This window comes from Rhizobium sp. 25PS6 (genome assembly GCF_032464655.1).
GTDB classification, from domain to species: Bacteria; Pseudomonadota; Alphaproteobacteria; order Rhizobiales; family Rhizobiaceae; genus Rhizobium; species Rhizobium laguerreae.
This window is the reverse complement of sequence record NZ_JAWDIV010000041.1, coordinates 1-12,315: the sequence shown is the minus strand read 5'-3', so window position 1 is coordinate 12,315 and position 12,315 is coordinate 1. Positions and strand designations below refer to the sequence as shown.

The 12,315-nt window shown below is 62.6% G+C and carries 13 protein-coding genes; 8 read left to right on the top strand and 5 right to left on the bottom strand.

Annotated features, from left to right (window positions below):
- Positions 1–11: 11 nt before the first annotated feature.
- A complete protein-coding gene (gene betI, locus RWK44_RS34545) occupies positions 12–599 on the bottom strand; it encodes a transcriptional regulator BetI (protein ID WP_316030148.1) in 588 nt (195 codons plus the stop codon).
- 138 nt (positions 600–737) lie between these two features.
- Here betI and RWK44_RS34540 point away from each other — a divergent pair, with 138 nt between their 5' ends.
- The 4 genes from RWK44_RS34540 (at position 738) to RWK44_RS34525 (ending at position 4,813) form a co-directional block, all read left to right on the top strand.
- Positions 738–1,292: an HdeD family acid-resistance protein gene (locus RWK44_RS34540; RefSeq protein WP_222000329.1), complete on the top strand. Its 555-nt coding sequence runs from the start codon at positions 738–740 to the stop codon at positions 1,290–1,292.
- A gap of 213 nt (positions 1,293–1,505) precedes the next feature.
- Positions 1,506–1,745, top strand: a complete 240-nt coding sequence (locus RWK44_RS34535) for a ribbon-helix-helix domain-containing protein (protein WP_020049068.1) — start codon at positions 1,506–1,508, stop codon at positions 1,743–1,745.
- Positions 1,746–1,858: 113 nt separating this feature from the next.
- On the top strand, positions 1,859–3,736 hold the full coding sequence (locus RWK44_RS34530; protein ID WP_316030147.1) for a bifunctional diguanylate cyclase/phosphodiesterase: 1,878 nt from the start codon (positions 1,859–1,861) through the stop codon (positions 3,734–3,736).
- A gap of 78 nt (positions 3,737–3,814) precedes the next feature.
- Positions 3,815–4,813, top strand: coding sequence for an NAD(P)H-quinone oxidoreductase (locus RWK44_RS34525; protein ID WP_316030146.1), 999 nt, complete (start codon positions 3,815–3,817; stop codon positions 4,811–4,813).
- A 149-nt stretch (positions 4,814–4,962) separates the two neighbouring features.
- Here RWK44_RS34525 and RWK44_RS34520 read toward each other — a convergent pair whose 3' ends face one another.
- A complete protein-coding gene (locus RWK44_RS34520; protein WP_131666772.1) occupies positions 4,963–6,402 on the bottom strand; it encodes an MFS transporter in 1,440 nt (479 codons plus the stop codon).
- 101 nt (positions 6,403–6,503) lie between these two features.
- On the opposite strand from RWK44_RS34520, the gene RWK44_RS34515 reads away from it, so the two are divergent.
- Positions 6,504–7,127, top strand: coding sequence for a helix-turn-helix transcriptional regulator (locus RWK44_RS34515; protein WP_168285200.1), 624 nt, complete (start codon positions 6,504–6,506; stop codon positions 7,125–7,127).
- 25 nt (positions 7,128–7,152) lie between these two features.
- Here the strand turns inward: RWK44_RS34515 and RWK44_RS34510 are convergent, their stop codons facing one another.
- Together RWK44_RS34510 and RWK44_RS34505 are read right to left on the bottom strand one after the other, a co-directional pair.
- The gene (locus tag RWK44_RS34510) at positions 7,153–8,364 is read right to left on the bottom strand and encodes an MFS transporter (RefSeq protein ID WP_222060286.1); all 1,212 of its coding nucleotides are present in this window, start codon (positions 8,362–8,364) and stop codon (positions 7,153–7,155) included.
- A 144-nt stretch (positions 8,365–8,508) separates the two neighbouring features.
- Positions 8,509–8,730 (bottom strand): hypothetical protein, encoded by a 222-nt coding sequence (locus RWK44_RS34505; protein WP_245503950.1) that lies wholly within the window; start codon positions 8,728–8,730, stop codon positions 8,509–8,511.
- Positions 8,731–9,140: 410 nt separating this feature from the next.
- On the opposite strand from RWK44_RS34505, the gene RWK44_RS34500 reads away from it, so the two are divergent.
- Both RWK44_RS34500 and RWK44_RS34495 read left to right on the top strand, forming a co-directional pair.
- Positions 9,141–10,148: an asparaginase gene (locus RWK44_RS34500; protein ID WP_131666775.1), complete on the top strand. Its 1,008-nt coding sequence runs from the start codon at positions 9,141–9,143 to the stop codon at positions 10,146–10,148.
- Between the two features lie 130 nt (positions 10,149–10,278).
- Positions 10,279–11,019 (top strand): hypothetical protein, encoded by a 741-nt coding sequence (locus RWK44_RS34495; protein WP_316030145.1) that lies wholly within the window; start codon positions 10,279–10,281, stop codon positions 11,017–11,019.
- On the opposite strand, the gene RWK44_RS34490 is transcribed toward RWK44_RS34495, so the two are convergent.
- Positions 10,994–11,749: a DeoR/GlpR family DNA-binding transcription regulator gene (locus RWK44_RS34490; RefSeq protein ID WP_131666777.1), complete on the bottom strand. Its 756-nt coding sequence runs from the start codon at positions 11,747–11,749 to the stop codon at positions 10,994–10,996. The genes RWK44_RS34495 and RWK44_RS34490 overlap by 26 nt on opposite strands.
- Before the next feature lie 143 nt (positions 11,750–11,892).
- On the opposite strand from RWK44_RS34490, the gene RWK44_RS34485 reads away from it, so the two are divergent.
- The gene (locus tag RWK44_RS34485) at positions 11,893–12,249 is read left to right on the top strand and encodes a DUF4406 domain-containing protein (protein ID WP_131666778.1); all 357 of its coding nucleotides are present in this window, start codon (positions 11,893–11,895) and stop codon (positions 12,247–12,249) included.
- Positions 12,250–12,315: the final 66 nt, after the last annotated feature.

The window sequence follows — 12,315 nt, the reverse complement described above, 5'->3', positions numbered from 1 at the left end:
AGCGGATATGATCATCGTCCAAATCCTCGCAACTGCGCATTCAGATAATCTTCCGTCAGCGCGATCGAGGCTTCAATGCCGATCGGCGCGGATTTCAGACTTTGCCTGATATAGAGCCCGTCGATCATCGCCGCAGCGCCTTCGGCGATGCGTTCTGCGGCCTCAGTGGACAGCAGCGCCTTGAGGTTGGCCAGCAGATTGGATCGCAGCCGCCTGGCATAGATCACCAGGAAGCGCCGGGTCTCCTCCGAGCGCTGCGCTTCGGCGTAAAAGGCAAGCCAGGCGGCAATCGTCTCCGGCGCGAACTGATCGGCGTGGAAGCTGACACGGATCACGGCCGAAAGTCTCGCCCGCGGCGTCCTGGCGGCCTTAAGTGCCACCACCGTGTCGCTGCGCAACTGTCGGAGAAGCGAGCGGATCGTCTCGATCAGCAATTGCTCCTTGCTGCCGAAATAATGATGCGCCAGGGCTGGCGACACGCCGGCCTGCCGGGCGATGTCGGACATGGTGACGGCAAGCGAGCCGTGATCGCCGATCACCCGCAGCGCCGCATCGACAAGCGCCTTGCGGCGTACCGGCTCCATTCCGACCTTCGGCAACAGACCACTCCTTTGAAATCAGCGACAGGTTATTTTTGATTGACTGATCAATCAATTAAAATCTTTATCGATTTGCTCGAACCCAGATCTTTCCCTGCCGAATTGCTGCAGCATATCTCAACTGTCAGGAGGTGGGTCATGGCCGATGTCTTCGAGGGAACGCCGACATCTTCGCTGCAGTCGAAATGGATCTGGTTTGCCGGCCTCGGCGTGCTGCTGCTCGTCTGCGGTCTGATCGCGCTCGGCAATCTGATGCTCGCCACCGTCGTCTCGGTCTATTATGTCGGTATGCTGATGCTATTCGGCGGCGTGATCTATCTCGTCCATGCCTTTCAGGTGCGCGGCTGGGACCACGTGCTGTTCTGGATATTGAGCGGCCTGCTCTATGTGCTTGCCGGCATCTGCGCCTTCATCAATCCGATCCTGACCTCGGCGGCGCTGACGCTGTTCCTGTCGCTGGCGCTCGTCGTCGCCGGCGTCTTCCGCACCTGGGTCGGCATGCGCATGAAGCCGATCAAGGGCTGGCGCTGGATCGTCGCAAGCGGCGTCATCACCGCTCTTGCGGGTTTCGTCATTGCGCTCGGCTGGCCGGTGAACAGCCTGTGGATTCTCGGCCTGTTCCTCGCCGCCGATCTCATCGTCCAGGGCTCGACGTTGATCGCCTTCGGCATCGGCATCCGCAGTTCAAACTGACGGCCGCTGACCGTTCTTTTTTGGCAAGACCCGTTCTTTTTTGACAAGACTAGGACAGGGGATTAGACTTAAGGGGTTACGGACCAATCCCAGCGCACGAATGGTCCGATGTGCGAATGCACCAAGGCACCGGCGAGATCGCCGAGAATGCTGAAAATGGTCATGCGTCCCCCAGAGGCAGGGATCTGCCTGATCAGAAAAGGGAGGAAGTTCATGCCGATGGTCACCGTTTCCATCTCTCCGCAACAGGCAGCGGGCATCCGCGCCGCCGTCGACAATGGCGGTTATGCCTCGAGCAGCGAGGTCGTCCGCGAGGCGCTCCGTCTTTGGGATAGCACCCGCAAGCTCAATGAGTTCCGGGACGATATTCTTGACGACGGCGCTCCATCCGGCGGCAGATGCGTCGCCGACATGTTCGCCGATCACGAGGCGGAGCGCCGTCGCTCCGCCTGAACAAGCACTTGATTGCATTGGAAAAATTGAATAAACGCGGAACGGGTAAGGTGCCCTTGCGCGTTTCATAAAAGTTTCACATTGGCGAAAGAGTTCATTGACCCTTCTGCGGCATGTTCCACGCGAAAAAGAACAAGTCACCGTGGAGATCAACCCCAATGAAGACCGGCCACGTGAAGACTGGGGTGTCCTTGGCTGCCACCGTCGCGCCGGATGTCCTGCGCCGCTACGCCAGCGATCAGATCGTAACCCTTGCCAAGCTCGTGGTCGAAAATGCCTTCCAGCCGATCGTCGAGGCCGGCACCGGCACGGTTTTCGGCTACGAATCCCTGATGCGCGGCCAGGATCGCATCGGCTACGAGACGCCGGTCGACATCCTCGACGAGGCTCACCAGGCCGGCCAGCTGCTGCAGCTCGAACAGATGGTCGCCAGCCGCGCGCTCGCCAAATTTGCGACGCTGTCGAATTTCTCCACCTCGACGCTGTTCCTCAATCTGGATGTCCGGCTCATTCCACATGGCGAAAGCCTGGTCGAGACCCTGCTGCAACACCTGCGCAAGGCCAATATTCCGCCATCCTCCGTCTGCTTCGAATTCTCCGAACGTTTCGACAATACCAGCGTGCCGGAATTTTCCGGCCTGGTTTCCAGGCTGCGCAAGGCCGGTTTCAAGCTGGCGATCGATGATTTCGGCGTCGGTCACGGCGAGATGAAGCTGCTCTGCGATTATGCCGTCGATTATCTCAAGATCGACCGCCATTTCGTCGCCGAGATCGACCGCAGCCCGCGCAAGCGCCATCTGTTGAAGAGCATCGTCAACATCGCCCATGTGCTCGGCACGCGCGTCATCGCCGAAGGCATCGAGACCGAGGCCGAATTCATCGCCTGCCGCGAATATGGCGTCGATCTCGTCCAGGGCTGGTTCATCTCCCGCCCGACGACGCATATATCGGAGCTGGCGCCATCCTTCCCGCATCTGCAGGAGCTCGGCAAGAGCAAGCGGGGCAGCCAGTCGCTCGACGAAATCCTCATCCGCAAGCAGATCGAGCTGCTGCCGACGGTCTATGAGAATGACAGCATCGACAGCGTCTTCGAACTCTTCCGCCGCAATCCGCGCCAGGCCTTCTTTCCGGTCCTCAACGCCAATGACGAGCCGCGCGGCATCATCCACGAGCATCATCTCAAGGAATATATCTACCAGCCCTTCGGCCGCGATCTCTTAAAGAACAAGATGTACGAGCGCTCTATCTCGCATTTCGTCGAGATGGCGCCGATCGTCGGCCTCGACAGCGACGCCGAGCAACTGATGGCGATCTTCGCCAATATGGAAGGCAGCAACTGCCTGATCCTGACTGACAACATGCGTTACGCCGGCGTCGTCTCCGCCGCCTCACTGATCAAGGTCATCAACGAAAAGCAGCTGAAGACCGCGCAGGACCAGAACCCGCTGACCGGCCTGCCGGGCAATCGCGCCATCCGCGATTACATGCGTCAGTCCGGCCGCGACGGCGATGAGCTCCGCCACTTCTGCTATTGCGACTTCGACAATTTCAAGCCGTTCAACGATGCCTACGGCTTCCATCTCGGCGACCACGCGATCTCGCTGTTTGCCGCGCTGATGCGCCGCTATTTCTTCGCCGAGCGCCATTTCCTCGGCCATGTCGGCGGCGACGATTTCTTCATCGGCGTCGTCGGCTGGAGCAAGGAAGAGCTGACGGAGATCCTCGACCGGCTGATCAGCGACTTTCATGACGATGTGCGGGATTTCTATTCCGATGAGGACCGTGCCGCCGGCCGTATCCTCGGTCACGACCGCACCGGCGCCGAAGCTTTGTTCCCGCTGATGCGCTGCTCGATCGGCGTCATCGAACTGCCGGAAGGCCTCGTTGTCGACGATATCAACCGCGTCAGCGCCGAAATCGCCATCATCAAGTCGGCCGCCAAGGACAGCGAGGAAGGTCTCGTCTTCCATTCGCTGGGCGAGGCGAATTGACGCCTTTGCCACATCGTGCCTTCCCAAGCCTGCGAGGCTGATTTATTCCGGTTGCTTCCGATTAGGGAGGAGCCGGTCATGCCTTTGCCTCAGGATATGCGTTTCGTCGATCTGCCGTCCTTCGGCGGGCCGGAGGTGATGACGATCGGCAGGCGTCCGCTTCCTGTGCCCCAAGACGGGCAGGTCCTGGTGCGCGCCGAGGCGATCGGCGTCAACCGCCCCGATATTGCCCAGCGCCAGGGCAGCTATCCCCCGTCCAAGGATGCGAGCCCGATCCTCGGCCTGGAATTGTCGGGCGAAATCGTTGCCGTCGGCTCGAGCGTCAGGGGCCATGCCGTCGGCGACAAGGTCTGCGGCCTCGCCAATGGTGGCGCCTACGCCGAATATTGCCTGCTGCCGGCGGGCCAGATCCTGCCCTTTCCCAAGGGTTATGACGCAGTGAAGGCGGCAGCTTTGCCTGAGACCTTCTTCACCGTCTGGGCCAATCTCTTCCAGATGGCCGGGCTGACGGAAGGCGAGACGGTGCTGATCCATGGCGGTTCCAGCGGCATCGGCACGACTGCGATCCAGCTCGCCCGCGCCTTCGGCGCCGAGGTCTACGCGACGGCGGGCTCGAAGGAGAAATGCGAGGCCTGCGAAAAGCTGGGCGCCAAACGGGCGATCAACTACCGAAGCGAGGACTTCGCCGAGGTGATCAAGGCCGAGACCGGCCACGGCGTCGATATCGTCCTCGACATGATCGGCGCCGCCTATTTCGAGCGCAACATCGCCTCACTGGCGAGGGACGGCTGCCTGTCGATCATCGCCTTTCTTGGCGGCGCCATCGCCGAAAAGGTCAATCTCTCGCCGATCATGGTCAAGCGCCTGACGGTCACCGGCTCCACCATGCGCCCGCGCACGGCGGAAGAAAAACGCGCCATCCGCGACGACCTGCTCTCGGAAGTCTGGCCGCTGCTGGAAGCCGGCACCGTCGCCCCCGTCATCCACAAGGTCTTTGCCTTCGAAGAGGTCGTCGAAGCGCACCGGCTTCTGGAAGAGGGCAGCCATGTCGGCAAGGTCATGCTGCGCGTTGGCTAGAGCAATTCCAGCAAAAGTGCGCAGCGGTTTTGCGTCCGGATTGCGAAGAAACAAGGAGCAATTCCAGCAAAAGTGTGCAGCGGTCTTGCCAGGCAAAGCGCGAAGCGCTTTTGCCGGGAATTGCGCCAAAACAAAGAGATAGGGCGCTCTTAGTGCGTCCTATCGGACGCGCGGCGTGGTAATCTCAGCGACACCGCAACCGCCAGAACACCGGGCAGCGCCATCATCAGATAGAGCCAGTGCGCTGCCGACAGCGCGCCTGATATGCCGCCCGGATGAACGAGGCCGGCGCCGTTGGCGATGAGGCCGGCAAAGGCTGCCCCGAACGCCCCACCGAGCGAACTCATCGTCGGGATCGCGGCAGAAGCCTTGTCCTTCTCGTTGTCGGCGACGAGCCTCAAGACCATGGCGACCAGATGCGCCCAGCCGAGCCCGATGCCGAAGCCCATCATGAACATGCCGATCGCCGCCGGCACGATGATCGGCATATGCCCCTCGGGATTGTCCTTGGCGAGGAAGACGGCGAGGCAAGCAGTCGCCGCCGCCTCGATGAGGGCGCCGATGACGATTGCCCAATAGGCTCGGCGGCCGGCCCAAGAGCTGCTGAGGAAGGCCGCGAAGGTCCAGCCGAGGGCGACGAGCGCGACGAGATAACCCGAGACGATCGCCGGCACCCCATGCAAGGTTTGCAGGAAATAGGGAATGAAGACGTCGCTGACGAGAACGACGGTCACGGCGAGCATCGCCAGGTAGACCCGTGAAATCGGCTGGGAAAGGCTGACGGCGCCGGAGGGCAGCAGCCGGTTCGGGCTTCGGCCCTCGGTGACGATCATGCCGGCGACCGCGACGACCGAAGCCGCGATCAGCGCGACCTTCGTGGCTGTCGCCTCGACCGCGCCGGCCGCACTCACCATCAGGACGGCGGCAAGCAGCAGCCCGATCTGCGCAACCGGCGTCTTTGCCTGCTCGCGGTCGTCCTCGACGTCGGGCAACAGCCGCGGCGCCAAGACCCCCATCAGCAGGCCGAGTGGCACGAGCACGATGAAAGCATAGCGCCAGGCGTGGCCCGCAGAAAAGAAGCCGCCGAGCGTCGGCCCGATGACGGTCGAGACCCCCCAGATTGCCGCGTAGAGCGTCGAGGCCTTCGGCCATAGCGGCTCGGGATAGACGAAGCGGATGAAGGCATAGCCGAGGGCGGCAAGTGCGCCGGTTCCGAGACCCTGCACCGCGCGTCCAATCAGCACCACCGGCATCGACGGTGCGGCTGCGGCAATCAGGCTGCCGACGCCGAAGACCAGTGCTGCGATCACATAGACCGATCGAAGCCCGATGCCGCGCGGCCGCATGGCGACGAAGATCGAGCCGAGCACGGCGGCGGCAACGAACAGGCTGGTGACCCAGGAAAACAGCGCAAGGCCGCCGATATCGCGCACGATCGAAGGCGCGATCGTCGCCATGATATAACTCTCCACCGCATAAAGCGTCACGCCGCCGGCCAGCATCAAGGTTGCCGGCAGGTGCTCGGGCAGGAAGAGGCGGAAAACGGAGCTGGCGCTGGGGATGGCCGCTGTCTGGTCGACATTCGACATGGGAGGACCCCGAGATTTTTACTGGCGAAGGATTATTTTCCAAGTTATAAATTGGAAAATTACATGCCACCTCGAATTAAACAAGACTTGACTTGGAAAATATGCGCCAGTCCCCAGCCAACCGGATCCTGATCCTGATAAAGACCGACGGCCCGCAGCTCGCCGCCGCGATCGGCGACGCTCTCGGCATATCGGGCGAGGCCGCCCGCCAGCAGCTTTCGAAGATGGCGGAGGAGGGGCTGGTGGAACCGGTGACCGTTGCCGCTTCTGGCCGGGGCCGGCCGCGCCAGCTCTGGCACCTCACAACGAGCGGCAACCGCCGGTTTCCCGACGGCCATGCGGAGCTGACGGCAAACCTCCTCGGCACGCTCGTCAATCAACTCGGCCCCGCAGCGCTCGATACCGTCATTTCCGCCCGCGAGGCCGAGACGCTGAAACGCTATCGGCAGGAGATCAGCCCGGCGCATGATCTTGCCGCGCGCGTCGAGGCCCTTGCCGGCATCCGCACCCGCGAAGGCTATATGGCCGATTGTTGGGAGGAGGCGGACGGATCCTTCATGCTGGTCGAAAACCATTGCCCGATCTGCGCCGCCGCCACGGCTTGCGCCGGCTTCTGCCGCTCCGAACTCGAAACCTTCCGCGCCGTCCTCGACGCCGACGTCGAGCGCAGCGAACACATCCTCGCCGGCGCTCGCCGCTGCGCCTATCGCATCACGCCGCGTTGAGGTGTGTCGATCGGAGCGCCGCATTTCACGCCGGTTGCCGCACCTGCCGCCTGCTGCTTTCGAGATAGAGCAGCACTCCGATCGATGCGAGACCCGCGGCCGCGCCGACGAAGGCGGTGCCGGAATAATCGGTGATCGCGGTGCCGAAGGCAAAGAGGCCGGCGCTGACGCCAACGCCAATGAACGTGTTCAGCGAGATCAGCGAGGTTCCGAGCCCCGGCCGGTCCGCGATCAGATCCTGCAGATAGGTGATCGGCACGCTGAGGATCGCTGCCGCCCCGCAGGCATTGAAGAGGAGGAGTGCGTAGACGTGCCAGGGTGCGGAAGCAAAGCCGAGCAGCAGCAGATAGACGCAATAGATCAGCGCGCCGAAGGCAAGCACATGCGCGCTTCGGAAGCGGCGCTGCGCAAAGCCCCACATCATCATGAACGGCATCTCGAGCAAGGCCGTCAAACCTGCCATGAAGCCGACATCGATCACGGTGCCGCCGGCCGCACGCGTGATGATCAGCGGCAGGAGCATGGCGTTCAGCCGCTGCAGCCCGAATAGCATCGCCATGACGATGGCCCGCGACAGCACATGCGGCACGAAAATCCGTTTCAGCGAAGCAAAGAAGCCGACTGGATCGGGGGCAGGGCCGCCTGAGCCATTTCCGGGTGCGAAGAAGAAATACAGGCAGAAGCAGGTGCAGCTTGCCAATGCCGCGATCCCATAGGCCGGCGTCATCGACGGCGAACTGACGAGATAGAGGCCGATCAACCCCGGCGCCAGCGCCCATGAGCCGGAAAAGAGCGCCCGCACCATTGTGGTGATCGCCGCCCCTTGGCCGCGGTCCATCTGGTTGGTCCTGGCGCGCAGGCTGGCAAACAGCAGCGAATAGGTGGAATTGCTCATCGGCACCAGCAACAGCGTGGAGAAGATGAAGACCGCGGGGCTATGAATGAGCGCGATCGATCCGAAGCCGAGCATGCCGGCGACGGAAAGCCCCAGCACCAGCGGCCGGCGCTCCTTCAGCCTGTCCGACCAGATCCCGAGCGTCAGGCTCGTCGTGACGTTGACGATCGAAGAGAAGAACACCAGTGCCGAATAGGCGCCGTTGCTCAAGCCGAGTTCGTTGATCCCGATAATCGACTGGTAGGGCGCGGTCGACGCATAGGTGAAGGCGAGCGCGACGAGTGTCACGGTCGGAATACGGATCCTGTTGTCGCGAAGGATCAAGGAAAAGGTGGATGGCATGGGGAGTGGTTCCTGATGCCCTACTCTTAGCCGCATCGAACCCATCAGAGAAACGATAGTTTTCGATCGCCTCGGTCAATTTATGTGATCGATATTTGGACGATGTGATCGCGGTCGAGCCCGCAGCGCGGCCGAGCGCCGAACTCAGAATTTCGCGACCAAACCTGAGAGCCAGAAGTCGATTTGCCCGAAGGGAAGCACCTTTCCCAAAAATCCGACCAGAGCTGACGTGCTGACGATCAGCGCTAGCCCCAGAAATGTTCCGAGGATTATTCCAACGCTCGCCTTTGCCGGCCGGCGTGCCAGCCAAGACGCCAGAGCCAAAGAGACAATCGTCAAAAATGCCAACAATATGGACTCGGTCATAGACAGGCCTGCTTGCAAAACAATCCCTTGGGGTGTGAACCCGGCTGCACGATAGCGTCCCGATGCGTCCAAACTCAAGGCCTAGGATGGCGGAGGTTGCGGCGCGACCCGCAGGAGGCGCAATTCCGGTGACTTCGCTGTACCTGCTCCAGAGGCCCACCCCACCCTCCGTCCTCCTCGGGCTTGACCCGAGGATCTACGCCGGCCTCCACCGGCAGCGGGCATGGATCCTCGGCTCAAGGCAGAGGAGGACGGAATATGCGGTGACGTCCAGCCACAGATAGAGCCGGTGCACTAGCAGCAGGCACCCGCGCAGCCGCCTAAACCCTGGCAAAACGTCAACCCCGTTGGCTTTCCCCGCGTGACGCGTTATGGACTGCGCTATCCCGCCAGCATCCGGACAAAAGCTCATGACCAATCCCGTCACCGTCGAAGTCACCCGCGGCCTGCTCGTCGAAAGTCGCCATCGCGGCGCGGTGGCTGTGGTCGATGGCGATGGTAAGCTTGTCTTCTCGCTGGGCGACATCGAGGCCGCGGTCTTCCCACGCTCGTCCTGCAAGGCGATGCAGGCGCTGCCGCTCGTGGAGAGTGGTGCGGCCGACGCCTATGGTTTCGGCGACAAGGAATTGGCGCTGGCCTGCGCCTCGCACAATGGCGAGGACGAGCACGTGGCGCTCGCCGCCTCCATGCTGTCGCGTGCCGGCCGCGATATCGAAACACTGGAATGCGGCGCCCATTGGTCGATGAGCCAGAAGATCCTGATCCAGCAGGCTCGCACGCTCGATGCGCCAACCGCGCTGCACAACAATTGCTCGGGAAAACATGCCGGCTTCATCTGCGCCTGCTGCCATCAGGACGTCGATCCGACGGGTTATGTCGGCTATGAGCACCCGCTGCAGGTCGAGATCCGCGCGGCGATGGAAAGCCTGACCGGCGCCGTGCTCGGCGCGGAAAGCTGCGGCACGGATGGCTGCTCCATTCCGACTTATGCCGTGCCGCTCAGGAGCCTTGCCCACGGTTTCGCCAAGATGGCGACCGGCATCGGCCTGGAAGCTTTGCGCGCCAAGGCATCCCGCAGGGTGATCGAGGCTTGCATGGCCGAACCTTTCTATGTCGCGGGTTCGGGCCGCGCCTGCACCAAGCTGATGCAGATCGCCCCAGGCCGCATCTTCGTCAAGACAGGTGCTGAGGGCGTCTTCTGTGCCGCGATTCCGGAAAAGGGCATCGCCATCGCGCTCAAATGCGAGGATGGCATGACCCGCGCCGCCGAAGCCATGGTGGCGGCGACACTCGCCCGCTTCTTCGAGACGGAGAGCGAGATACATGCGGCATTGATGGCCTATGCCGCAACGCCGATGCGCAATTGGAACGGCATCCATGTCGGCGATATCAGGGTCACCTCCGCCTTGGCCGACTGAGCGCGAGTTTGCATATATAAGTTATTAGAAAAATAAGAATTGGCTAATATAAAAGGATTACGTCCTGCGATCGCGGATGCACCCTTTCGCGGCGACTTGAGCACAGTCCTGGAAGCCGTGAGGGCAGGGCATGTTTGCAGGCCGCTATCTCTGGTGGATGCTGATGGGGATCGGCATCTTCATGTTCGCCGCGCTGAGCCTCGATTATATCACCTGGCTCACGATCCAGCTGTCCGGCTGCGGCGATATGGCCGGCGCCTGCGAGCCGGTTCTCCGACTGATATCGGGCGTGCTCAAACCCGCCTGCATCTGGACCGCGATCGGCGTGCTCTTCACGGCGACGCTGCTCCGTCTTCACACTCTCTCGCTCATCTGGTTCTGGGGGCCGATCGTCGCCATCTGGTTCATCGCCTCCACGCCGATCCTGCTCTTCCTGGCGGTGGATGCGGCGGCTCTGACGCGGCCCGCCACCTTGGCGGTGCTGCCCGTCGCCTTCCTGTTTCTGGCGGCATTCACAGCCTATCTCATGCTTGCCCTGGAGGATGGCGACAGGCTGCCGCTTGCAGCCTCCGTGCCGTTGCGCCTCACACTCCGTCTGACGGCGGTCTACGGCGCGCTTGCCGGCGCAGCTTTCATGCCGGAACTGTCGCGGGTCGCCGGGACCCTGCTCGATATGCCGGCACTTTCCGTCGTCATCGCGCTGGCGCAGCCCTATCTGCAGACGGTGCTCACCCTTGGAACCGGCAGCATGGCGCCGGCCTATGCCGTGCTGGCGGCCTTCATCGCGGCCCTTGCCGCAAGTCTCCTGCCACATGCTGCCGCGCCGCAGCCCTCTCTTGGCGCCATCATGCTGCGGCGATTGCGCCGTTGAGATCGCGATAGGGTTTCAGCTGTTCGGCCGTCATCTCCACGGGCACGATCAGCCCCGCCACGTCGGAAATGCCGAGCACCGGGCAGGGGGAGACGAGGTCGAACTTCTCCTCGGTCAGCAGCACATGCGTTTCAGCCGCGCAGCGGGCGATGTGCCGCTTGATCGCCGCTTCCTCGAAATCGCCGGTGGAAAGCCCGTGCACTGGATGGGCTGCGGTGACGCCGAGGAAGAAGAGATCGGGGCGCAGCTGCGAGATCGCCGCCATCGCCGCCGCACCCGTTGCCACCATCGAATGTTTGTAGAGCCGTCCGCCGGTGAGGATCACCTCAGCCGTCGGATGGTGTTCGAGTTCGGCGGCGATGGTCGGGCTGTGGGTCGCAACCGTCAGCGGCATGTCGCGTGGCAAGTGCCTGGCGACCTCCGCCGTCGTCGTGCCGCCGTCGAGGAAGATCATCTGTCCGGGCTTCACCATCGCCGCCGCCGCCGCCCCGAGCCGAGCCTTGATCTGCGACGAGACGCTGCGCCGCGCGGTGAAATCAGGCAAGTCAGGCGCCAGCGGCATCGCCCCGCCATGCACCCGTTTCAACAGCCCCTCCGCCGCCATTTCCCTGAGGTCCCGCCGGATCGTGTCCTCCGAAAGCGCGAAATCCTCGGCCACGCGCTTGGCGACCACCTGGCCGTCACGGCGCAGGATGTCGAGAATGAGGGCCTTGCGTTGGGTTGTCAGCATCGGTTCTCTGCACGAAAATTAACATAATAGCCCGATATTGCACGAAATGACTCGACATTCAAGAAATATCGTGCATTTTCACGAAATCCCGTGCATGAGGCCGGGAGAGTGCTCACGCATAAAGCGGAGCGAAGGAGTGGATCATGTTGATTTTGATTGCTGGGCCTTATCGGTCCGGAACCGGCGACGACCCGGAAAAGATGGCCGCCAACCTGAAGCGGCTGGAAGCGCCTTCGCACGCGCTATTTGAGGCCGGCCACGTGCCGATGATCGGCGAATGGGTGGCGCTGCCGATCTGGCACGCCGCCGGCGGCCGGTCGGTCGGCGACGCGCTCTACGAAGAGATCTTCCACCCGGTCGCCGGCCGGCTGCTGCAGCTCTGCGAGGGCGTGCTGCGCCTGCCCGGCGATTCCAAGGGCGCCGACAACGACGTCCGCATCGCCCGGGAACGCGGCATCCCGGTCTGGCGCAGGCTGGAGGATGTGCCGGGCTGCGGCTGAGCGGATTGCTTGCCCGCGCTTTGCCCTTCGCTTACGCTCAGCGCATTCGCGGCTTTGCCGCTCACC